The following is a 24393-nucleotide window of genomic DNA, read 5'->3' as shown; positions in this document are numbered from 1 at the left end:
AAGTCTAATACGTCAGCAAATGCTAATAAATAGCATAAAAAACTACTCCGACGATTACGGCTATGCGAGAGCAAGTGCTACGCAAGAATCAAACTGGCGGATTGCGGGAGATTTAGCCGACACGATTATCCCTATTTTAATGAGCGTTCTTAAAGGTTTAGTATATAGCTCGTTTATATTTATGTTTCCGATGCTAATTATGAGCGGCGGTTGGGGCAGATACCTTAAGTACCTAACGCTAGTAGCATCGTTTCAATTATGGGCACCGTTAAATGCCGTACTTAACATGTTTATCGATATCTATAGCAGTAGTAAATTATTCGGCATTGCAGATCAAATAGTTAGTTTTAGTACTATGAGCAGAATCGGTAATTATACTGACAAGATCGTAGCGGTAGCATCGAGCTTACAAATGGCAATACCGTTTTTAGCCTTTAGTATTATTCAAGGCGGAGTAGGCGGCTTTATCCATTTAGCAGGCACGATCACGGGTGCAAGTCAGTCTGCAGCGGGTGCTAGTTCATACCAGCATATGGATGGGACTATGGAGAAAGTTACGGGCGGAGGCAATACCTTAATGCAGAGCGGAATAGGTTTTACTGCTTCCGGCGGAGCAACCGCTTATAAGCAGGAAGATAGCAGACACGCTCAAGTTAGTGAAGGTATGCAGGTTGCAGAAAGTATGCATCAACAAGATCTTAGAAGTATATCATCCGCACAGAGTAAGCACCTCGCTAAATCTGCCGACTACATAGCTCACAAAGAGAACATAACGGCGAGAGTTTTGCATATGAGAAAATGGGTGAGCAAGGCGAGTCATTCCGTCAAGCAGTCAATCATGCTAAACAGTTGCATGATACCAAAGGATACGGATGGCAACAAGCAGCTAATAGTTCTGCAGAGATACACGCTTCAGCAGGATTTGGTATCGGTGGATTTGGCGGCGGTGTTAGTGCTAAAGCAGGTGTATCTGCAGAAAATAATAGCAATCAATCTGTTGGAGGAGGTACGCAGATCAGTAGAGACAATAGTACTGAACAAAATAAAAGTAATAGTGAGTAACTAACTCCAAATAATCAAAGATTTATAATTTATGCAAAATGTAGTAGAGCAAAAAGTTAGGTTAGAACAAAAAAAGAATAGACTGATTGCGGAGGAAACAAGGTTAAAACTCAAAGAGCGTAAAATGCGTACTAGGCATTTAATAGAAGTCGGCGGATTAGTTACTAAGGCAGGTTTAGATTATTTACCTACCAATACTCTTTACGGCGCATTATTATCAATTGCCTCATCATTAGAAACTAATCAAACAGTTAAAGATGAATGGGCTAGAATCGGTAAAATTAAGCTAGATCAAGAACAAACAAATAAGCATGCCGTGATTTTAAAGTTTGAACAAGAGCCGAGTAGTGAAATTCGTAAGTCTATTAGAAATCATGGTTTAAAATGGAACAACTTACGAAAAGAATGGTACGGGTTTATTAGCGATCTTGATTCTCTAAAAGTAGAGCTTAGCACCGCCGCTCATAATCTTGAAATTATAAATTAAGCTTAATCCCAAATCTTTTGTACTTATTGCTTTCTGTAATAATAGAGTAATCTTATTGTTATAATATGTAATATTATTATGCAAAATATAGATTAATTATTCTTTTAACTCTATCTTACTTATTGTAGTGTCTCTATAATACATAGTTTTATTTTATCTTACTTTTAATTATGCCCCACGTGGGACAATTATCTCGACTAAGCGATATTATTATGTTATTTATATTATAATCTAATCATACTAAATAGACTATATGCAGATAATTGAAATCAATCCTAGAGATTGCACTAGATGGAAATATGCAGATCGAAGTCATTTTGAATTCGGCAACACAGGTAGCCTTAGTGAAGATATCAAAGAAAACGGACAGGTAGAACCCGTTATCGTTCGCCCTCTCCTTAATAGTCAATATAAATATGAGATAATTGCGGGTAGTCGTAGGTTTCAGGCTTGCTTTAATGCGGGGCTAATGCTCAAAGCCGTTATTCGTGACGTTTCGGATGAAGAAGCCGCTATTATTCAAATTAAAGAAAACGAGCATATTTCGATCTGTGATTACTCTAAGGGCATTTATTACGCAAAACTAATGAAGGATCAAAAAATAACTCAGGATAAACTATCGCAAGTAATAGGCTGCTCAAGACATAAACTTAATAGCTATCTTTGTTTTGCCAAAGTCAGCGATACTATTTGGAAAGCGGTCGGTAATACTTCTAAAGTATCGGCTAAAACCGCAGAAACAATACACGCACTTGAGAAAAACGGTAAAGCCTATGTCGATGCTTTAATTGATCTTGCCGAAGAAATTCGCAAAGGTACCGGAACTCATAGGCTAACAAGGATGGTCAACGCTATTATTGTCGGTGAGGATTCAGAAATTATAGAAGACGGCGTCATTAAATTACCGTCCGGAGCTATTATCGGTACTTGGAAAAACAACAACCTAAAGTTAGCTAAACATCTAAATATTGACCAAGATAAGTTTATTAAACATTTAATCAAGTTTTTTTAGAGAAACTGTATGAATAGCATCCAACATTATAAAGACCGCAATAACTTTATAGATCATCCGCTTGCAACTTTGTTTTATCAATTTGTTGAAACTTTAGAAAAACGAGGCTTTTATAAGGAAGCCGAAGACTTACAAAAAATAGCCGAAAAATATTATTTACCTGAAAACCGTACTATAATTTTTAAAATAATTATTGAGATGCAAAGGGCTGTCGTCTCTGATGAAGAAAGCAAGCTTGAACAATTGTTGCAACAATTATAAATTAACGTTATTATCAACTAAATTTGAGGAGATTCTTATGATAAATTCAAATTACGGCAAAACATATAATACTTTTGCGGAACACCCTCTTGCACCGCTATATTTTAAATACATAGATATTTTGATAGCTAAAGATTTAAATCAAGACGTACAACATTTATTAGATATTGCAAATAGTCCTTTAACTAATGAGAATATCAAAGTCATAGTCGAAATAGTAGCGAGTATGGAAATGTTGATTAAAAACGATTATAATGAATTTAGTGAGTTAGCGGAGTTATCCGGTAACCCGAACTAACCCCATATAATTAAACTGTTTGAACACTCTATCTCTACATAGAGTGTTCAACGTTTAGTTGTTAATTTATATTAGTCTTTTTATTTTTAAACAAGCTGCATAAAGCATATCCCTAAGATTGCCGTTAGCTTTGCAGGTAATACCCGTTCTATCGTACATCGGCACGATTTGTAACTCGCCTAGTACATGCTCGGGATGATCAATAAAATATTCATTCATAGGTTTGGTACGTCCACCTATGGTAATATTTTTAGTCGTTAACCATTTTGTATCGGTTTCGGCTTTTTGTAAAAAGACTATATCAACCGTTACTTTGGCATTAGTAAAAAGATTGTCCGGCAATCTATAGGCTACCAGCATATTTACGCCGCTGTTATTGATAATATCCCTTGCGTGGTCTTTGATATTGTCAAGAAAGAATTGCGGCATTACCATTGCTATAATACCTTTGTCTTTAAGTATTTTGGCGGATTTTGCAACAAACCAGTGATGAATTATTAACCGTGATAAATCGGTATCAAAGATGTCATTGATTGCCTCTCGACCGTACGGTGGATTAGAAACAATCAAATCATATTTTTTCTTACCGAAATAAACCGTTTCAAAACCCGAACATATTAAATTAATCTCCGGGTGTTTGTTGACTAAAATATTGCAGGTTACACTGTCAATTTCTATAGCGTCGATATTACTTGCCTGCTTTATTTTCAACGGCATATGATCTAAAAATATGCCCGTTCCTACGGCAGGTTCTAATATATCCCCTCTCTCAAAACCCATACGTAGTAAAGCCGTCCAAATGAATTTTACCAATAGCTCGGGGGTGTAATAAGCACTACCTAAAGTTTTTTTAATAGAACTTATCTCGTCGTCGTTTAAATGCTTTTTTAATTCCCGATATATTGCGGGTGTGAAAATTGCATCCCTCAAACCTCCCCAACCGGTATAACTCTTAAGCGCATCGGGACTAATCGTAGTTTTGTTATTATTTGCTAGAGCTTCTAATGCTTTTAAATTTTGCTTTACTCGCTGAGACGACAAGACGCAATCGGCATATTTTCTTAGTCGTTCGAGCAATTCCTCCTCGCTGATTTCGTCTATCACGGTTAATAGCTCTAATTCACCTTTGCTAAAAGGAAATAGACGACAAGCTAAGGCTATTTTCTTATCCAAGATTTTTGGTTCGTAGGATATTAGTTCGTCTATATTGTGTTTAGTAAAAAAGTTTTGCATAAATTTGCCTCATAATGAACGGTTAATTTGAAACAATAAGGATTTACTCCTTATGAATGCAGCTTGTGCATTCATCTTGAAGCGGGAAAAGCGTAAGCTTTATGAAAACTCAAGTGCGCTGAAAGCGGCAAAGCGTACACTTGAATTTTCATAAAGGTGAAGCTATTAGGATTTGATCTTACTTTTCTGACTATTTATCCGGTTCTAGCAATTTTGATCTTGTTATGATAGTATCCCGATGAACGGTAAGTGCCGTTTACGGCAAATATAAGTAAGCATCCGAAATGAATACAAAACCTCAGGATACGATTAATAAATCACTACTGCTTAATTGGATTTATCAAGCTGACAAAGACCTGCCTCTTAATGAAATTAAGCATAAGTAAATATGAAAACTCATGATCTAAAAAAACTAGCAGCAATTTTAAGTGAATCCGATCAATATCGAGTTACTGAAAAATATCAAAAGCCGGAGTTTTATAATACGGACGATGCTAGTAACAAACTAATAGGAGTGTTTCTAGATATTGAGGCTACGGGCTTATCACATAGCAATGATAAACTTATCGAGCTGGGCATGGTTAAGTTTGAATATACCGAAGACGGTCCTATCTTTCGTTTACTTGATGAATTTAGCGGCTATCAAGACCCAAACATACCGATTCCGGAATATATTACTAAACTTACGGGCATTACCGACGAAGCAGTCAGAAGTCGACAAATAAGCGAGGTCGAGGTTGCCGAGTATTTACAAAATGTTGATTTAATCATCGCTCACAATGCTCAGTTTGACAGGGCTTTCTTTGAGATGACTTTTCCTTCCGTTCCTGCGAAAGCTTGGGGTTGCTCGATGTACGACGTCAACTGGAGTGTGGAAGATATTTCAAGTCACAAACTAGAATACATTGCTTATAAATATGGCTTTTTCTATGAAGGTCATCGCGCCGTTATCGACTGTTTAGCGGGAATTCATATTTTGGCTCAAAGCTTACTGAATTCACAAGAATTAGTACTAAAGCAATTACTCACCAATGCTCTAGCCGTAAGATTTAAACTATATGCAACTAATTCCCCCTATGAAAGTAAGGATTTATTAAAAGCGCGCGGTTACAGATGGAGTATGAATCAAAATTATAAATATAGGGCTTGGTCTATTGAACTGACGGAAGATAAAGTGGCGGAAGAAATCAATTACTTACGCTCAAATGTTTACGGCGGGTCTTCTGTTAATATACGGGTAGAGATATTCGATGCCTATAGTAGATTTTCTAACAACGGTCAGCATGATCCTCTAAAGTACCGAGATAAACTAGACCGGTTTCAAACTCTCTGTTTAGGATAGATTTATATAATAATCATGAATATTTTTGTAACTAGCGACTGCCATAAACTATCAGCGCAAGCTTTGGATAACAAACGTGTCGTTAAAATGGTGTTGGAGACTGCTCAATTATTAAGTACCGCTATATTTATTAATAGTACTATTACTTATGATAATCTTTACAAACCGACTCACGTAAAACATCCGTGTACTATTTGGGCAGCATTAAACCTAGGAAATTGGGACTGGTTATTCGAGCATTTTATAGCTTTATGTGAAGAATATAATTTTCGCTATAACAGACAACATGCTTCTGAAAAAATATCACCCTATTTACTGAAGCATCGAACAGATATCAAGAGCGGATCAATAACGGCTTTTGCTAATTGCACTAGATCGGAAGCCCTGCAAATAGATTTCAAACATATACAAGATACTTGCGAAGCTTATAAGAAGTATCTTGTTGCCAAATGGTATTATGACAAATTGCCGCCTAAATGGATTAACAGAGAACCGCCTTCATGGTATAATCGGAATTTTTTATAAAGCACAAATAAGGTTGTAAATCAAAGATTTTTAGTGCGGTTATTTTTAGCTTTGTGCAACAATTTATGCTATAATAGCAGGGAATATAGAAAACACAAAAAACATTATGAGTAACGACAAACCGCTAGTATCCTTCGATTACGGGATCAAGTATCTTTTAAGAGATAAAGGAGATTATAGTGTAGTAGAAGGCTTTATCTCCGCTTTGCTCAAAACAAAAGGCTATAAAAATGTAAAAATAGTTGCTTTACTTGAATCCGAGAGCAACAAAGAAGATTCTAAAAGCAAAAGAAGCCTAGCCGATTTAATTGTTGAGGACGAAGATCATAATAAATATATTATCGAGATCGAGCGTAACGTTAAAGATTCTTTTATTCATAAATCACTGTTTAATACCTCAAGACTTATAGTAGATAATTTAGCTCAAAGAGAAGATTATACTCAAATACTAAAAGTATTTCACATCTCCCTGCTATATTTTCCGATCGGCAGCGGTAACGGGGCTATTTATCACGGTAAGACCATTATTCATGAAATAGAGACTAACGAAAAATTAAGTGTACATATCAAAAACCAAGAAACCGGTAAAGTATTTGAGGCTACCGATATTTTACCTGAATATTTTTATATTTCCATACCTCTATTTAATGATCGTTTAGAGAAAGAAATAGACGATTGGCTACACGTCATGAAATATGACGAAGTACCTACAAACTATCACTCTCCTTATATGGTACAAGTAGCTGAAAAACTTAGTATCCTCAAAATGACCCCTGAAGAAAGGGCAAATTACTCTTATTATCAAAAGAAGTTATATAACGATAGAGACGAGCTACAAGCTGCCGAGTCTAGGGGTAAAGAAGAAGGTATACAAATCGGCGAAGCTAGAGGCGAGGAGAAAAAAGCCCTGACTATTGCCAAAAACCTTTTGTCTCAAAATATAGATATTCACACTATATCTAAGGCTACCGGTTTATCTGTTAAAAAAATCAACGAACTTAAGTCCTAATTATTGATAGATATTTGCGGTTTTTGCTGTCATATAAGTAAGTTCCTAGAATTGCTAATGTCGGTATTCTAGATACTTTATCTTAAATTTTAATGAGGTATAAGCCCAATAGCTTCGTGAATGAATTATTTGATTTTTTATGTTGTTCTTTTACAATTATCCATTCGGTACTTTAAAAATAAAGCATTTCCGTGCCTTCTTTAGAAAAGTGGCCCCTCATCGCTTGTTCCGTAACACTGGGCCTGAAGAAGATTTGCCTAAAGATTTTGATTCCAACGCAGAATATTATTATAAAAAACTGGGGTTACCGATTGATGGTAATGACTATGTACAAACTTTGCAAGCAAGCTTAGATCATAATTTACAACAACTCAACAATAGTATTACTGATAATAATAAAGTAAAGATTGTCCTGACTAAGAAGAATAATGTCGGGAAGATTAAGCTCATGCCGTATGATGCTCAAATTGAACCGTCTAACTTAATAGCGTTGCAGCAAGCAATCAATAGACGTTGGTCGACAATAAATTTAATAGATATATTAAAAGAAACAGATTTACGTGTTGGTTTTACCAAGCATTTTCACACGGTTGCTACTAGAGCAAATGTCAGCGAAGATAAATTACTCAAACGTTTACTACTATCTCTTTATGCTATCGGTAGTAATACTGGATTAAAACGGATAAGTGCCGCGAATGATGACACGAATTATTCAGATTTGCGCTATATCAAGAGACGATTTATTAATGTTGTTAACACAAGACAAGCTATTGCCGAGATAGTGAATGCTATTTTAGAGATAAGAGATCCGCGTATCTGGGGAAGTGCTACAACAGGTTGTGCCTGTGATTCTACCAAGGTGAGTAGCTGGGATCAAAACCTGATGACGGAGTGGCATACTCGCTATCACGGTCGTGGCGTCATGATTTACTGGCATGTAGATAAGAATGCCGCTTGTATCTATTCACAGTTAAAAACATGCTCTTCTTCAGAAGTAGGTAGCATGATCAAGGGTGTACTTGATCATTGCACTAAAATGGATATGAAACAAAGTTATGTAGATACTCATGGGCAAAGCACTATCGGGTTTGCTTTTAGCCACTTATTGCATTTTGATTTATTGCCGCGACTTAAGAATATAAAAAAGCAGAAGCTTTATTATTCTACAACAAAAGATAAAGGTAATTATAAGAATTTATCTTCCATTCTAAAATCATCCATCAATTGGGATTTGATTAAAAAATACTACCACGAGGTAGTTAAGTACGTTGCTGCTCTAAGAACCGGTATGGTAGAACCTGAAGTAATGCTTAAAATAATGAGCAGCGATAATAATGATCATCCCGTGTATCAAGCTCTTACTGAGATCGGCAATGCGGTAAAGACAATATTTTTATGTCGTTATTTGATGTCTGAAGAATTACGTGTTGAAATTCATGAAGCGCTGAATGTTGTTGAGAGATTAAATAGCATCATGGGCTTTATATTTTATGGCAAGCTCGGTGAGATTTCTACCAATAATAGAGAAGATCAGGAATTAGCAATAGTTTGCCTACATCTACTACAAGTATGTATGGTATATATTAATACGCTTATTATCCAGGAGGTTTTGTCCGATCCAATCTGGCAAAGCAGATTAACGCCGGAAGATATGAGAGCGTTAACACCGCTGATCCATAGTCACATTAATCCTTATGGTTTGTTCCCATTAGATCTAAATAAGCGTTTAATCATAGAACAACATAAGCAAGTAGCCGCATGAGCGATAGTATAAAACGTACACCGGTTCGCCAAAAAGCTAAGCAATTTGCTAAATTTTTAAAGCAGGAATATCCTGATTATGATTACTTACGTGAGCTTTTTTGTCATTTACGGAAAGAGCTTAGTGTTGAAGTTACTAATAAAGCTAAAAAGCTACCTTACGTTCCTACAGAGGAAGAAATAGATAAATATTATAAAGTAGTTTGGCAAGCTCGTAACATGCAGCATGTAGTAATGATTAAGACTTTATTATATACCGGTGTTAGAGTGAGCGAACTGGTGAATATTAAGTTAAGCGAAATTGATTCGGATAGATGCCAAATACGCATCATCGAAGGAAAGGGGAAAAAAGACAGAATAGTTCCGTTTCCTAATAACTTCAAGGAAATATTAGCGTTACATATAGCTTCAATGAAGTCGAAAGGAGCGATATATCTGTTTGAATCTTCGTGGAAAAAGTCATATACGGATAGAGGTATTAGAAAAATTCTTGCTCAGTATACTAAGGAAGCCGGTATTGTAGAATCAATCTCACCGCATAAATTAAGACATTTTCTATTTACCTGGCTAAAAAAGCAAGGAGTGGAAGATGCCTTGATTCAGCCATACTCAGGGCATGAGAGCCGTCAATCTCTAGAAATATATTCCAAATTATCCATTGGTGATGCACAGAAAGAATATGATAATGTAATCAAGAAATTTCCGGTTTAATAAAAAGTGACCCCTTATCACTTGTTCCGTAACACTGGGCCAATTCGGGATAAGAGCTATTGGTTCTGAGAGTGAATAATTAAAGCTCATTGATGGTTTGTGCTTTTTCATGGAATAAGCAACCAGAGTAGACAATATGTGTACAAAAGCATTAATGGATGACCTATGTCTTGTATGTTCGAGATTCATTTTATTCTTCAGATAATCAAAAACTGTTTCAATGATATTACGTTTTCTCAGTAGGATTTTTTCGTTTAAATCCATAAGTTTATTTTTCATATTTTTCTTAATTCCATGAATCATCTTTAAGCCTTGTTCATATAATTCGATAAATAAGTTTTGCTTAATATAACCTTTGTCCGCAGCCATTATACCAGTTAGGCCATTAGCTAGCTCAAGTACTGGCGTTCGATCATCGACATTTCCTTTAGTCATTTTTAAAGCTATAAATTCTCCCTTATGGTTAATAATTGCGTGTAACTTAAATCCATAAAAATATCCCATAGATGATTTACTAGACCTGGCAAGCCCTGCAAATGTTTTATTCCTGTACCTTCGTTTGTTATGACAAGCTTTAATAGTAGTAGAATCAATAAAATATATCCCCGTTTGTTCACCAAATAATAAATGTAATAAAATATTTAATGGTAAAAACAATCTTGGCATCAGTTCTACAAAACGGTTATAACTTACAGCATCAGGAAAATCATCTTTATACCAATGTTCAATATAGCTTTTATAAAAATATTTAAAATTCTTGGGATAGGAAGTATGAAACATTATCATAATTGTTAGAATCTCACCTAAGCCCATTGCACCTTCACGACAACGTTGTCTGTTTGATGGTAATAGTTTCTTTTGTTGATTTTGTTCATAAATTTTAGCAAAATCATCTATAAAACAAAAAACTTCTGTGATATCCTTATACATGTTGAGTTACCTTTTTTGTGCTAAAAATATGATAACTCAACGCCTTTCTCTTTGCAATTCCCTATAGCTATTATATCTCCCACAGTTTCTTATCCCGAATCGGGGTATTTTGCTAGTCTTGATACTATACAACCTTCTACAAAAGATTCAGTCACTATTTGATGCTTCAGTTCTTCTGCAACCTTTCCTCTAATTTTTCTCATCACTCCTTAGCTCATTAATTTAATGCGCTAACATTAACAATTTATCCCTTGCATTAATAGACCAGGTTGCCCAGACGCTTACACTTGTTGCTTGATAAACAGTTTTTAAATCTACCATAAATTCTTTCTGATTTTTACTAGCTACGTTCTTCAGAGAATTACGAATTTGATGTACTATGCAAAGCTGTACTTCAGTTTTAGGAAATGCCGTACTGATCGCTTCTGGAAAACCTTTGAGACCATCTATGCAAGCAATTAATATATCTTCAATTCCACGAGCTTTTAGGTCATTTAACACTGATAACCAAAAATGAGCACCCTCACTTTCACAAGCATAAAAACCAAGTATATCTTTATGGCCTGATTGGTTTATTCCCATTATATTATAAATCACCTTAGTAATTACTTTATTATCCTGCTTTACTTTAAAAAACATTGCATCTAAAAATACTACTGCATAAACCAGTTCCAGCGGTCTTGCTCGCCATTCATTTAACATCGGCACTAGTTTATCAGTTATACTGGAGATTGTAGCCGCTGATACTTCTACACCATAAATTTCTTGTAAGTGACTAGCTATCCCGTCATAAGACGTTCCCAAGCCATAAAGTGTCAGTATTTTATTATCAAGCTCCTCATTTAATATTGTTTGGCGTTTTTTAATTAATTGCGGTTCAAAACTACCGTTGCGATCTCTTGGTACTTCAAGCTCAAAAGCACCGCTACCGGTTCTCATAGTCTTAGTAGCAACGCCATTCCTGCGATTACCACCTTGCTCAAGCGTATCTTCTTCTAAATGAGAATCCATCTCACCTTGCAAAGCTATTTGCGTTAAGCCTTTAACTAAATTTGTTAATAGCCCACCTTTACCAAGTAATGGTCTGCCTTGATAGAGACCTTTAACAATCTCGGCTAACGCTTCATTTTGAGTTGAAGGTAACTTTGTTACTTGTTCCGCTAATTTGTACTCAGTTAAATTATTACCGGTTATATTCTTCTTCATGTCAAACCTCTTTTTTTATACAGTTTATAAAGATAAATTACTTTTTAATTTATCTTTATCCTGAATTGGTTTCATCAATAATTTTTATTATTAAAAATTATTGTTTCTGGTTTGACACAGTTTGTTGAACGTCCTCATGGCTATTTATCACCGGTAAAATATGAGGAAATGCAAAAATGTGCATGACACGCTGTCTGGAAAACTGTTGACAGATCATAATTGCACAATAGTCTTCGCGAAAACCCTTGAGCTGTACTACTCAATATTATACTTCCTTTTTCAATATTTGTATAAGCACTGAAGCATGGTCGCTTTTTACCTCGTGTTGCTCATTCGTAAAGGTCAGTGGTTCTCCTGTAGTTAGTACTGAGTAATAAGGGTTTTGCAGTATATATTGCCCGATATATTTATCTTTCGTATCACTCACATTTACCTCGAGGTTGTATTTATTGTCTTTTTTGTTTGTGGTACCGTAATTTTTAATCATTGACATATCAGCTTCGTCTACGTCTTCATTTTGCTTGATGGGAGAATAAAATAATTTATCATTGTATGATACTAATTTTTCTAAGTTGCTTTTGTTCGTTTGTGCATTGTTGTTTTCTTGATTAGGAAGCAGAGTAGTATATCGAGTTAATCTTATTGGCATATAGTCGTACTTGTGCCCGCATACATCTAGTGTTTGTTCTTCTGCTGCTATGTTTACGTCACCTATGATTATCAACGGCAAAATACTTGTACGGTTGATACATTTTTCTACTATATCTTTTGCCATAGATTGCAGCATTATAGATTTAAATCCTTCACTGAGTCCTGTATTAGTTGCAGGGGCATGCATAAATGCTAATAATATCCTACCGCTATTATTATTTTCTGGTTGGATGGTTAGTGCCCCCCATGTTTGTTCTTGTATTCGTATATCTATTTTTGCGTCTTTCGGTATAGAACATTTTATTTTTGAGGCGGGGTGTGTGTTATTGTTTACATCATAGGGAAATTCGTTTGCCAGGCTAGTGTCGCTCCAGGTTTTTTTTGATGGTAGTTCATTCAACACGTATAGATTGCATTCTCCCAGTTTATTCATTGCATCGAGTGTTAATTTTCTGTATTCGATGTGTGGATCTTTCGTATATTTTTTTGTGTTAGGATTTATTTTATTAGTTTCTAATTCTTCGTCTGGGTTAGTGAAGTTTGTTTTGTTGAGCATCATATTTTCAGGAGTATCGACTTCGTCGTCTTCTGCGTATGGTCCACCAGTAACCTTATGATTTATTAGACCAATTAATAGTTTGGTGCTGAAATGTTGGGTTTTCATAGTTTTTGTCGTTTTTTACTTAGTATTCGTTTTCGTGTTGTTTTTTAAAATGATTTTTCTGTAGTTTTTTCAGCAATTTCAAATATAAAAGGGAGCATAAATATATTGTTGATACTATGTAAATTAGAAGCTAATCTGTTTTAGAGAACCAGATTATGTAAAATTAGCTGAAGCTCAAAAAATATAAGGCTTCAGTAGACGTTATCTACGATAACATCATTTTACTTCTTTGGCTAGAAAGATTAAAAAAAAGCGGTTCTGTCGGGCAGCTATAAGTTGAGCATTACTAGCCTCGACATTTCATCCCGCATTGTTTGTGTAAGTCCGTGGTTTATTCCTAGTATATGCGCTATATATTGGTATATGTCTTGTATTTCGTCGTATGTGATTTCAGTAATTTTAACCCTATCTAAGCGTGTTTTTATGTCTCGTAAGTCTCGTGGCGGTTGACCAGCATTTGCGCCATGTTTTACCCTCGGTGCCCGTGTTATATATTCGTTTACCTTCTCTCTAACAATCATGTAAAGTTGTTGCGCAGCTACGTTCATCGTTGTTATTTCGTCACGTACTAATTCATAATCATTGTATAAGGTCTTATTCTGCAATTGTTTTAGTAATACTTTGTTTTCAACGTTACTTTTCTGGATTCTACCAGGAACCTTTGGCTTAGTGTATTTGTAGTTTATGAATTTACTTAATATAGCACTTATATCATAAATTTCTGATTCTAAGAATGCTTTTGTTATTGTTTTTTTCTCTCCTGTTCCCGTGAATAAGATCTCAGCGGGTTTATATATATGCATATGTACGGAATCTTGCCAAAAAACAGCTACGTTAGTTTTGCTCATTACCCACGGATCCACCACTACGGCATCATTGGGTATGATAAAATATTGACTTTTTAAATCAGTATTACCAGTATTTACAATTACACAATAATAATGTCGTTGCCCTATTTCACCACCTTTTATTAGAAGTGTAGATGAGCGCTGTGTTAGTTCCTGTTTAAGCAGTTCGTACGTCACTGCTGCATATTCCTGGCAATTCCCAGCACCATAGTGTAGTGCTATGCCTGCCGATCGTTCTGGTTTATAATCTATCTCGCTTTGTATTATAGGCCTGTAATATAGCCCCTCTCTCTCCTCTATGTATGTCGTTCCCTCTTGGAAGGCTATAATTGAATTCGTATTTATTTTTGCCCGTTCATCTTCATCGTCATTGTATATATAGCTTTTTATCTGATTTCCTGGTGATGGCATATAATTTAGTACCGTAGATATTACCTTGTTTCCGATAGCTAACCTGCTGTGTAGTAGTTCCATGTCTTTTGGTAGTTTCGTTTTTTCGTGTTCATCGATTATTGGTTTCATACATCCTTAGTTGTTATTAATATAGTATTTTCAAAAGTTACAAAGAATTGAATATACGGGCTTTGTTCGGAAGGGTACAACTTTCCAAAGTTTGGAAGGAATTATCCTATTTTGATGGAATTGCACTGGCCGAATAAGTTCCATAAATTAATAATATTAGCAATAATTTTTCCTTCTGTGATTTGAGATTCTTGTCTTGGTGTGAGCAAAGAATTACCTATACCTCTTTTGATTCGGGAATTTTGTGATTCGATCAAGGCTCTCTTACCATAGCAGTATTTCTTGTGAAATGCATATACGCTACCTTTATCTTTTATATATTGAACTATCCTATTATGCCAACTTCCAGGATGTTGAGGGTCTATTACGGCATGACGCAGTGACGGTATAATCGCTATAATTCTGGCCTGACAAAGCTGCTCTGCTTTCTCCATATCATAATATCAGACGTCAGCTATAAAGCTCTTGATATTCAAATTACCCATTGTTGAATGAATTGCTCGTGACTACTACTATAACCCAGCTTCAACCCAAGATACCCACCAATTTATGTAACGACCAACACGCTGATCTGACACATTTTGTTCATAAAGCTTAGCCGTTTTTTCTATAAAATTCCTAATTGTTTTGGAGCAATACCAATTATACCTGCTCGCTAAAACGATAACCTAAAGAGTCAAACCCCTTTTTTATCCTACCTATATAGGTCTTATCGTAAGCTAATTTAAACCTTAACTGATGCATGATTTTATGCATATCCTTAACTAGACGACGACATTGTCCTCTAGTTTTAGTTAATATCAACCAATCATCCATATAGCGCACGTAAGCACAACCATTGTGGACAATTTCATCCAATGACTTTAAAATTAACGCACCCATTAACGGCGATAATGAGCAGTCTTTGGATATTCCCTTGGTTATAAGCTTATATTCGCCTTCATATACTTTTAAGCGATTCATATATTGATGTAGAATTGATATTACTCTTTTATCTTTAATTATCTGCTTGCAATAATCCAGTAATATTTGATGATTTGTGCTTGAATAAAAATCGGCAACATCTGATTTAATCATGTAGGTATAATTCTCTATTTCTGTTACTGCAACTCGAACGGCACCCTTTAATCCGCCATTGCCCTTAAGGTGAAAGCATCTATTACCTACATCTGTTATTATCACTGGGTCTAACACTATTGATAACGCTTTTAAAACTATGGCATCTTTAGCGTACCAACTCGTATAATATTTATTATCTTCACCTCTAAATACGGATAATTGTGATAACTTATAACTACCTGCAAGTAATTGCTCTCTAATTATTTCTCTATATTTAGGGCAATATAAAGTTAACCTCCAAATATCACTATTATGCGAATCATTTTTTCAACCGTGATAAACATGTGCCAATGCTCTATCTAAATTGTCACTAGAGACTACTTCACTCATCAAATTAGAGAGAAACACCTTCCTGTAACCGTCAATTTGCTTGCTATACGTAAAAATAATCAGCCATCTGCCAAAATAGAGATTCATTTAATTTTTTATTAACTCTCTATCTAGTACTTGAATCTTAATTAGCTTTTACTATTCAGGAATTCTTGCCACTAACCTTAATGAGGTAGTTAACTCCTCTAACTGTAACCACGGCCTTAACCAAGCTATAGCGTTGTAAGACCCAGGTCTACCAGGGATTTCTTCAACAGCAATTTTGGCAGCAGCAAACGGGAACCTTGACTTTAATTGTTGTCCGGAATCAGGGTTAGAGTTAATGTAATTAAGAATCCAGTCATTTAGCCATTTCTCGACGTCTGAAAGCTCCATAAACGAACCAATCTTATCCCGCGCTATTACCTTTAAGTAATGCGCTACCCTGGAAGTAGCTAAAATATACGGCAATCTTGCCGCTATTTCAGCATTGGCAGTAGCGTCAGGATCGTCATATTGCTTAGGCATGTTGGTAGTCTGAGCACCGAAGAATACTGCATAAGCTTCGTTTTTATAATGACATAACGGTAAGAACCCTAAAGCACTTAGCTCTGCTTCACGACGATCGGTAATTCCAACTTCGGTAGGACATTCCATATCAATGTCACCGTCATCGCTTAAAAATACATGTACGTTCAGCCCGTCTACTTTACCACCATTCTCAACACCTCTAATTGACGTGCACCAACCATACTCAGCAAAAGCTCTTGTTAACATGGTAGCATGTACGTAAGCAGAATTCATCCAACAAAAATGCTCATGTGGATTCTTTTTTGCTTGTCCCTTTTCGTTAAGATCTACTTCTTCATAATTAAAGCCTTCTACCGGCACAGTATTTTTTCCATATGGTAACCGTGCTAAGGTACGCGGTAAAGTCAAGCATACAAACCGTGATTCTTCGCTTTTACGAAAACTATTCCAGTTAGCATATTCTGCCGAAGCAAATATACTGGATAAGTTACTTGGCTTAGCTAATTCTTCCCATGAATTAAGCCCCATAAATACCGGTGCTGCTTGAGAAATAAAAGGAGCGAAGGATGCAGCAGAGACTTCGGCTATATATTGCAGTAATTTGATGTCCTGCGGATGATTGGTAAAATCATAATCACCTACTAATACTCCGTATGGAGCTCCACCGGCACTACCATACTCTTCCTCGTAGACTTTTTTAAATAAATCACTTTGATCAAACTCAATAGCTTTATCAAAATTCTTGAATAAAGTTTCCTTATCAACATCAAGTAATTTAATTTTAAGATCTGATCCACATAAAGTATTTTTAACCAGATATAACAAACCACGCCAGCTACCTTCAAGTTTTTGGAGATTTGGATTATGAAGAATCTCGGAGATTTGATTAGAAACTAAATCATTGATTAACTCTACTGCTTTATTAATAGTATTAGTAAAGTTCTTATCCCAAACTACCGTACCTTTTAGAGATTCTTCCACTAATACGGTTAGTAATTCTGAGATCTGGGCTTTATCTATTCTTGCTACCTGTACCACATTATCTAATATACTTAAAGCTTGGGCTTCAGTGGCGGTATTTTCTGCTGTTACTGTTTCCATAAAATCACTCTTTATTCCGGTTTAGGGGTTACATCTTTTGTACTACTATCCTCAGGGTTAATACCTAGATCAGTAGATAAAGCTTTTAACTGACTATTGTCATTTAATATTTTTTCCAACGCTGCCTCAAGATCTTCAGACCGATCTGCTTTACCTAATAGCTCTTTCAGTTTAGTTCGTACATTCAAAAGTTTTTTAAGCGGTTCTACCTGCTCTGCTATTCGATCGGGGAGAAAATCATCCATAGAGGTGAATTTTAAGTTAATATCCAATTCACTACCATCGTTTTTGAGAGTATTTTTAACCTTAAAATTCAAGCCAGGCTCTATTTTAGCTAATACATTGTTAAAAGTACTACCTTCTATGTTAATAAATTTACGTTGTTTGAATGGCTTCAAAGGAGTAGCCGGTTGTCCTGAGAAATCTCCAAGTACACCAACCACAAAGGGTAATTCCTTTTTTTCTGACTTACCGCCATCTTCTACTTCATAGGATATTTGGACCCTAGGTTTTTTTACTTTTTTTATTTTATCATATACGTTGGCCATAAAACTCCTTAATTAGGTTTGCATGATAAATTTATTATATTCTTTCTTCTTCATCTTCTTGTTGATAATCCGATCTGGTGTCTATAAACGGCACTCCGGAAATTTTGCAAAATTCCGCTCGGGCTTCATCCGACATCATTTCGCATATTACTTCCGGTAAGCTTAAGTTACACCAACCTAAAGCCCGCTCCAAAATATAAGAAACCGGTGAATGCGGTTCATTTTTCCTAAAAAACTTTACCAAATTAGCTAAAGCTTCAATTGCTGCAACCTTGTCTGGTATTTGGGTTGAAATAACTAATGATTGATGATTCTTATTATCCCCTTCATTATGTTTTTGTTCTACCACCGTAGTTAGAGAAGAAAGATTTTTTTTCTCTTCTATTATTGCAGAAATAACATTTACTAGGTTAAAGCAATAGTTTATTACATTAATTAAATTTTTTAAGTTAGGCGCTTGTGCGCCAAAGTTATTATTAATGATTTTGCTTAATATATTTATATTTTCTACACAACTAGAAATCTCTAGTTTAGATATTAAAAATTCTTCCTCCGTTAGTAAAGAAACAATAGACATTAATTCTGCAGATTGCAAAACAATTTCTTTTGTCACCTTATAATTATTTTTAACTTTGTTATTACTTTCTAATATTTTCTTTAATGACCAAAGATGATATAAATCACCACTAGTTGTGGATAAAAAAGGAGAGAAATAAATTGGCACTATTATACTACCGTTTTCATATTTACCGCTTAGCATGGATATGGCAGCCAATTGGATTTCCATAGATTCTTCAGTACTTTTTTGTGGATGAACCTCATGCTCGTGTTTTTCAAGCAAGTAGCAGATAATTTTTAAGCCAATGTTTAATCCTTGAAATCCTTTAAGCCTAGTTAATCCTTCTAGAAGCCAAATAGCTATTTCTAGGTCTTTGGAGTAGCTAGCCAATAAATTTTCTGAAGAAGCGATTATTTCTTGCCATGAATTAGTGTCAACAACCAGTGCTTGATTATTCTCAAACTTATCATCTTCTTCATTAATTATGTTTGAGCGATGATCTTTTAATCTTAAATAAAGCTGAAAATTTTCATTATTATCTTTTCTAATATCTACACCGGTGGGGGAGTTCTCACTAATCGGTTGTAAAATTTTTTCGTAGTCAGTCATGTAATATTCCCGGTTAAACCTAAAATTTTATTTTCAACCTACATCCAAAGTAATTTGTCCGGCAAAATCAAAGCTCACAATTCCTCCATAAGCACACATACATTTTGATTGCTCGTTTACAGCCGGGATATTAGCAACCATTACCCCTATGGCGCCTATAAACCACGGAGTTACAATATTAGGTATACATGGAGCCGGAAAGCCAAAATTAGCGATAACTAACGGATTTAATGGTGAAGAGCAGGTAGCAAAAGTTGGAATATTCAAGAATGGCTTATTATCCATAATATTAGCAGCAGGTGTGTTGGTAAAAACACCGTTAACAGGTAAAACATTTAAGGGAATAGGACATAGGCCAAAGCTACATCTCATTATTCCACCGGCACAACATTGTTTAGGCATCTTCTACACCGATTAATTGATTATTAGAGTACTTTTCTATCTTTAATATTTGATTATCATGGTAAGTTATAGTAGAACCGTGAAGTTGGCCTCCTCTATATTCTGCCTGATGAATAATGTACCCTCGGATATCAAAATAACAGACAGTACCGTCAAGTTTACCTAGAGTATAATTCATGGTGCTTTGTATTATCCTACCGGGGTAATATGTTCTAGTTAAACCGTTTAACTTGCCGTTTTTATATTTACTATAAGACACTAGTTCATTGTTATTAAATAATAAAGCTCGACCATGAAGAACGTTTTTTTGAAACCTTAGTATTTGGATAATTTCCTCATTATCATCATAAAAGTAACAAATACCGTTTAATTCTCCCAGCTCATAACCCATTTTACATTGTAGCTTTCCATTTTCACAATAACCTAAATATGGCCCATGCAATTTCTCATCTACTACATGATATCTTGCAATAATTGAGTTATTTTCTCTATATTCAATTCTTTCTATATTATTCAACACAATTATAATTTCAATATATTACATTGAGATATTGGTAAAAGGAGCGTTGACCTTAACAGTAGCTTTACCTTTAATTTCGGTTACAGCACTATCTATACTTGCCTTAGCATTGGACTTGATATTAATAGAGGTCCCTGCTTCATATGCTGCTGCCATACCGGCCTTATTGTTGATGTTTTGTGAAGATTTAACCGTAACATTACCGGTAGCATCGATAGCAGCGTCACCCTGAGATTTTACCTCATACTTTCCCTTGGTGTTAATATAAATTCCATCTACCGATTCAATGTTAATTTTTCCCCCGGATTTTATACTTAAGTCAGATTTAGCATCAATCTGGATTTGATCCTCAGAATTTATACATACTTTTGCTTTACAGGAAAGATGATAATTACCTTCCTTTACCTTGATCAGGATATCCCCTTTATTTACTTCCAAAATATCATTACCTTCTTCAATGGTAATTGTTCTTATATTTTTTATAGACTCAGTACTATCGTTTTTAATAGTACTGAGTCTGTTGTTTTCTATCTCCAAATACATATCTTTCCGCGCTTGGACTTTTACTTCCTGTTCATCTTTTTTATCTTTAAAGGAAATAAAATTATATAAACTTGCTTCGCTACTGGCCGGATAGGTCATATAAATATTTTTATACCATTCTTCCTTGTTATTGAAATCCATTAATCCTTCATTACTTATCCCAACAATTACCGGAATATCATTATACATATTGTTATGAGGAAATAATACATAGGCTAGAGAACCTATGCGCGGCAAGGTAAAACTATTGCTGGTACTTAAAATATTGGCTTTACATATATTACTATCGTTGCCCCATAATAATTTTATATATACCCGGCCTTTTTCATCGCAATACGGTTCCTGACTACTGCTTTCACCATTGCCATTAACTACTAACGCAAAATGTAAGCCCTGAATAACCGGTTTACATATTGGCTTAATAGCGGCAAATATAGTGTCACTTGCAATGGCAACAAAGTTATTTAGATATTGTTGTTCACTAATATTTTCAGATACTTCAAAAGCCAATTTGATAATTACGTATTCTGTAGTCTTAAGATGTTCAAAGAATTTTCCTTGCAGGTTAAATTTTTTACCGATAGTAAAGCGCATATAAGTGCTGGTTCCCTCTATGCTTTTACTGAAATATTGATCTTTGATAGCGTTATTTTCTGCAAATTTAGTAATTTGAGCAGTATCTTTTATTTCATAAGTATAGATGATTTCTTCGTTTTGAAGATTTAAAGGAACCTGCACTTGATGACTTACTTTAGAATAAGTGCTTTCTACTATTTTCTCAGGGTTAGCATAAGAAAAAGCTTTAACCGTATAATCGGTAATGTGATTAGAATATTGGAAGGAAATATTATGTAAACTTAGGATATTTCCTTTATCATAAATATGTTTTACTGATTTATCGTCCAAATCCGAATAAGAAGTTAGCTGGTTGGAAATAACCATAATATGTTTCTGCTCAACATGCTTGAAAAAATAATAGAGTCCAGCTGCATATAACAACCGGTAAATAAACTCATAATCTGATTCGTTATATTGAATGCAGTTTTCTGCAATCAACTCCTCAGAATTTTTTATGTTACACTCATAATCAATTTTGTAATTTTTAAGTACAGTTTCTATGATAGTTAATAATTTTTGCTCAGGTGCATGAAATATTCGAGAATGCTTGACCATGGTGGCGTTAAACAGTTGTGGAACCACTTCTAGACAGTATTCAAATTCATGGTTAGCTGAAGCTTTTGGATTTTGTCGTTTGCTAAAGTGAGCTTTATTTACTATACCGCTAAAGGTTCTTTCGATTGTTTTTTTAGTATCAATAGTTGAACTTATAGCAAAGGAGATAATTTTACCACATAACGCTTGAGCCATTATTTCTTTATTTACCGTAAAAAGAGTTAAACGATAGTTAAATAATTCTGAAATTTCCTCTAAAGCTTGAATTTTTATTATTCTACCGTAAAGATCTTGATTATCCCATTCTCCTAATAATTTCAAATTTAGCTTCTGTCCATGACTAAAATTACCATTCATTTTCAATAACTATTCCTTAATAGACTAAACGAGTAATCATTTATCATTGTAATGTCCTTTAAATCCTAGAATAGTTATAGATATTACTTCAAAGGTTAAGTTCTAGTGGTGATTTAGCTAAGTAGCACTCCTCAGCCATATTTAAAATTGCTGTGCCAATACTCACCGTTCCTTAATTGAATCAATCTGATATTGCATATCGACCTCTTGCCCACAAAAAACCATAGCAATTTTTACAATCTTCTTAACATGCAAATGTTCCTTAATTTTTATATCATATTGTTTATTCAAAATCTGGTTTAATCCTATCCTAGCTATATTGCTTAAGTCTTCTATATTTTTAGCTATTTTATACTCAATGATAATAGCGAGATCACCTTTGTTAATTTTAGGAATTAACATAATATCGGCTCTGCCTTTACCGGTTTCTCTTTCACTATCGATAATATGGCTTGGCGCCAGGGTGTTAACTAAGCCAAGCATAAAACCACTATAGAATAGCTCAGCTTTTCTCTCTCCGGTTTGGTAAAAGCTAGTGGCGTTATGTAATAATTCCTGTAAGTGATCTTTAAACTCTTCTATTTTACCGGCGGGCAATAAACCGATAAAAGAATAATATCTAGAACTGTCTACGTTCAGCTTATTGGTCACCCATTGTAATACTCTTGTTTCATAAATATATTTTATTTCCTGATTAGGTACTGATAACTGATAAATATTTGCCGTCGGTTCAATGGGAATAGGATTCAAATAACCGCTAAACAATAATAAACTAAATAATCCTATCGGTTTATTAATATCATTAAAACTAATTTGCTTCGTAATTTGAGTTGTTATACTGCCTCCTGCTGCTAGTTGCTGCAAATTTTCTTGCATTTCATCGGATATTAACATTTTGTCTATTAAACTAGTACCACCGCTATCAAGCCAGTAATGATCAAGCTTGCCCTTGTGAGCAAGGCATTGCATAATTGACCATGGATTATAGATAATCTTACCACCAAATGTATAACCGTTATACCAATCTTTAATTTGCTCTTTGGCGATTGTAGTCGGTATCTTTATCAATAATTCGTCTACTTCTGCTTGGGTAAAGCCATAAAACTCAGAAAAATCTTCATCAACTAAAGTATATTCGGTGACATTATTTAAGTCAGAAAATAAATTAGCTTTTGCTATTCTAAATATGCCGGTAATAAGCCCTCTGTCTATATATGGGTTACTTTTTAGACTATTACCCAACATTCCTCTAAAAAGCTTAAGAACCCGCTCAAATTCTTCCAGTTTATGCTCAAACTCTAGGTAAGTATTATTAATTGGCGTATCATATTCATCAATTAATATATAGCATTTTCGGCCAAAGTGTTGGAATAATAGCTTGCTTAGAAAAACCAAGCTATTCTGCAAGTAAACTAAATCTACATTGCCGATAAGATAGTTCTTAAAATCATGCTTGTCTTCTTTAGTGATTTTCTGACTATCCATTAAATAATCATAATTTTCATACAAGTTTCTCACACTAAGTCTTACTTTGTCTTCTATTTCTTGATAATTTGTACCTTTAACATTTTTTAGATTTAGTAATATTACCGGGAACTGACCCTGACGTTTAATTATATTGGTATAACTATTAATTTTTAAAGGCTTTAATTCTTTGAACTCTCCAAATCCTAAATCTATCCTGCCGCCTGCAAATAGTTTATTATTAATCCTCTGTTCTAGGGATAAGTAATTACCGCACTCATCTACCTCTGCTTCAAGAAATCTTCTGATCATATCAAGATTAAGGCTCTTGCCCCAACGCCTAGGTCTGGTGATTAAGATGACATCACCGCTATCTTCTATCACTTCTTTGATTAATAAACTCTTATCAACAAACACATCACTGTTTAAGAGTAATTTCCTAAAATCGTCAGTACCTATTAGCATCCTTGGTCGACGCTTGTCATTACTATCTCTTGTTATTATTTTATCCTGCTCTGTCATACTTACTTAGGAGACCTTTTTCTGTGTGAGAGGTCGAGATCGTGAGATCCTCCTACTCGATTGATACCGCTACTATCCAATATTACCTTACCTACCATCAGCTTTATGTTACAT

General features: G+C 34.8%; 22 protein-coding genes and 2 pseudogenes. 10 read left to right on the top strand and 14 right to left on the bottom strand.

Features of this window, described 5'->3' with window-relative positions; all coding sequences use genetic code 11:
- The 5 genes from Trichorick_RS07895 to Trichorick_RS07875 form a co-directional block, all read left to right on the top strand.
- Window positions 1–1066, top strand: a 1066-nt coding sequence (locus tag Trichorick_RS07895) for a conjugal transfer protein TraG N-terminal domain-containing protein (RefSeq protein ID WP_323739126.1), incomplete at its 5' end; no start/stop codon positions are given.
- 27 nt (window positions 1067–1093) lie between these two features.
- Window positions 1094–1549 (top strand): conjugal transfer protein TraD, encoded by a 456-nt coding sequence (locus tag Trichorick_RS07890; protein WP_323739125.1) that lies wholly within the window; start codon window positions 1094–1096, stop codon window positions 1547–1549.
- 253 nt (window positions 1550–1802) lie between these two features.
- Entirely contained in the window at window positions 1803–2561 is a 759-nt protein-coding gene (locus Trichorick_RS07885) for a ParB/RepB/Spo0J family partition protein (RefSeq protein WP_323739124.1), read from the top strand.
- A 9-nt stretch (window positions 2562–2570) separates the two neighbouring features.
- Window positions 2571–2822, top strand: a complete 252-nt coding sequence (locus Trichorick_RS07880) for a hypothetical protein (protein WP_323739123.1) — start codon at window positions 2571–2573, stop codon at window positions 2820–2822.
- A 37-nt stretch (window positions 2823–2859) separates the two neighbouring features.
- A complete protein-coding gene (locus Trichorick_RS07875; protein WP_323739122.1) occupies window positions 2860–3120 on the top strand; it encodes a hypothetical protein in 261 nt (86 codons plus the stop codon).
- A 66-nt stretch (window positions 3121–3186) separates the two neighbouring features.
- On the opposite strand, the gene Trichorick_RS07870 is transcribed toward Trichorick_RS07875, so the two are convergent.
- A complete protein-coding gene (locus tag Trichorick_RS07870) occupies window positions 3187–4353 on the bottom strand; it encodes an N-6 DNA methylase (protein WP_323739121.1) in 1167 nt (388 codons plus the stop codon).
- A gap of 388 nt (window positions 4354–4741) precedes the next feature.
- Between Trichorick_RS07870 and Trichorick_RS07865 the strand changes: the two genes are divergently transcribed.
- From Trichorick_RS07865 to Trichorick_RS07845, 5 genes are all read left to right on the top strand, one after another.
- Window positions 4742–5695, top strand: coding sequence for a 3'-5' exonuclease (locus Trichorick_RS07865; RefSeq protein ID WP_323739120.1), 954 nt, complete (start codon window positions 4742–4744; stop codon window positions 5693–5695).
- 15 nt (window positions 5696–5710) lie between these two features.
- Complete coding sequence (locus Trichorick_RS07860; RefSeq protein ID WP_323739119.1) at window positions 5711–6220, top strand: pyrimidine dimer DNA glycosylase/endonuclease V; 510 nt, start codon at window positions 5711–5713, stop codon at window positions 6218–6220.
- A 106-nt stretch (window positions 6221–6326) separates the two neighbouring features.
- Window positions 6327–7229 carry an Rpn family recombination-promoting nuclease/putative transposase gene (locus tag Trichorick_RS07855; RefSeq protein WP_323739118.1) on the top strand — a complete coding sequence of 301 codons (903 nt, stop codon included), beginning with the start codon at window positions 6327–6329 and terminating at the stop codon, window positions 7227–7229.
- Between the two features lie 139 nt (window positions 7230–7368).
- On the top strand, window positions 7369–8991 hold the full coding sequence (locus tag Trichorick_RS07850) for a transposase (protein WP_323739117.1): 1623 nt from the start codon (window positions 7369–7371) through the stop codon (window positions 8989–8991).
- A complete protein-coding gene (locus tag Trichorick_RS07845; protein WP_323739116.1) occupies window positions 8988–9701 on the top strand; it encodes a tyrosine-type recombinase/integrase in 714 nt (237 codons plus the stop codon). The genes Trichorick_RS07850 and Trichorick_RS07845 overlap by 4 nt, the downstream gene beginning before the upstream one ends.
- A 42-nt stretch (window positions 9702–9743) precedes the next feature.
- Here the strand turns inward: Trichorick_RS07845 and Trichorick_RS07840 are convergent.
- From Trichorick_RS07840 to Trichorick_RS07780, 13 genes and pseudogenes are all read right to left on the bottom strand, one after another.
- Window positions 9744–10631, bottom strand: a pseudogene (locus Trichorick_RS07840) (IS982 family transposase); the annotation flags it as partial.
- Between the two features lie 285 nt (window positions 10632–10916).
- Window positions 10917–11741: pseudogene (locus Trichorick_RS07835) on the bottom strand (IS256 family transposase); the annotation flags it as partial.
- A 361-nt stretch (window positions 11742–12102) separates the two neighbouring features.
- Complete coding sequence (locus Trichorick_RS07830) at window positions 12103–13152, bottom strand: hypothetical protein (RefSeq protein WP_323739114.1); 1050 nt, start codon at window positions 13150–13152, stop codon at window positions 12103–12105.
- A gap of 269 nt (window positions 13153–13421) precedes the next feature.
- Window positions 13422–14522: a hypothetical protein gene (locus Trichorick_RS07825; protein ID WP_323739113.1), complete on the bottom strand. Its 1101-nt coding sequence runs from the start codon at window positions 14520–14522 to the stop codon at window positions 13422–13424.
- Between the two features lie 101 nt (window positions 14523–14623).
- Complete coding sequence (locus Trichorick_RS07820) at window positions 14624–14956, bottom strand: hypothetical protein (RefSeq protein ID WP_323739112.1); 333 nt, start codon at window positions 14954–14956, stop codon at window positions 14624–14626.
- A gap of 208 nt (window positions 14957–15164) precedes the next feature.
- Window positions 15165–15704 carry a reverse transcriptase domain-containing protein gene (locus tag Trichorick_RS07815; RefSeq protein WP_323739111.1) on the bottom strand — a complete coding sequence of 180 codons (540 nt, stop codon included), beginning with the start codon at window positions 15702–15704 and terminating at the stop codon, window positions 15165–15167.
- A gap of 405 nt (window positions 15705–16109) precedes the next feature.
- Window positions 16110–17582, bottom strand: a complete 1473-nt coding sequence (gene tssC / locus Trichorick_RS07810) for a type VI secretion system contractile sheath large subunit (protein ID WP_323739110.1) — start codon at window positions 17580–17582, stop codon at window positions 16110–16112.
- An 11-nt stretch (window positions 17583–17593) separates the two neighbouring features.
- A complete protein-coding gene (gene tssB / locus Trichorick_RS07805; RefSeq protein ID WP_323739109.1) occupies window positions 17594–18130 on the bottom strand; it encodes a type VI secretion system contractile sheath small subunit in 537 nt (178 codons plus the stop codon).
- Window positions 18131–18164: 34 nt separating this feature from the next.
- On the bottom strand, window positions 18165–19298 hold the full coding sequence (gene tssA / locus Trichorick_RS07800; protein WP_323739108.1) for a type VI secretion system protein TssA: 1134 nt from the start codon (window positions 19296–19298) through the stop codon (window positions 18165–18167).
- A 33-nt stretch (window positions 19299–19331) separates the two neighbouring features.
- Window positions 19332–19700 carry a DUF4280 domain-containing protein gene (locus tag Trichorick_RS07795; protein WP_323739107.1) on the bottom strand — a complete coding sequence of 123 codons (369 nt, stop codon included), beginning with the start codon at window positions 19698–19700 and terminating at the stop codon, window positions 19332–19334.
- On the bottom strand, window positions 19693–20220 hold the full coding sequence (locus tag Trichorick_RS07790; RefSeq protein WP_323739106.1) for a toxin-antitoxin system YwqK family antitoxin: 528 nt from the start codon (window positions 20218–20220) through the stop codon (window positions 19693–19695). The genes Trichorick_RS07795 and Trichorick_RS07790 overlap by 8 nt, the downstream gene beginning before the upstream one ends.
- Before the next feature lie 18 nt (window positions 20221–20238).
- A complete protein-coding gene (locus Trichorick_RS07785) occupies window positions 20239–22293 on the bottom strand; it encodes a type VI secretion system Vgr family protein (protein ID WP_323739105.1) in 2055 nt (684 codons plus the stop codon).
- Between the two features lie 162 nt (window positions 22294–22455).
- A complete protein-coding gene (locus Trichorick_RS07780; RefSeq protein WP_323739104.1) occupies window positions 22456–24279 on the bottom strand; it encodes an AAA family ATPase in 1824 nt (607 codons plus the stop codon).
- Window positions 24280–24393 lie beyond the last annotated feature (114 nt).

The sequence above is a fragment of the Candidatus Trichorickettsia mobilis genome, from assembly GCF_034366785.1.
In the GTDB taxonomy this organism is placed as follows: Bacteria; Pseudomonadota; Alphaproteobacteria; order Rickettsiales; family Rickettsiaceae; genus Trichorickettsia; species Trichorickettsia mobilis_A.
This window is presented reverse-complemented; position numbering and strand designations above follow the sequence as displayed.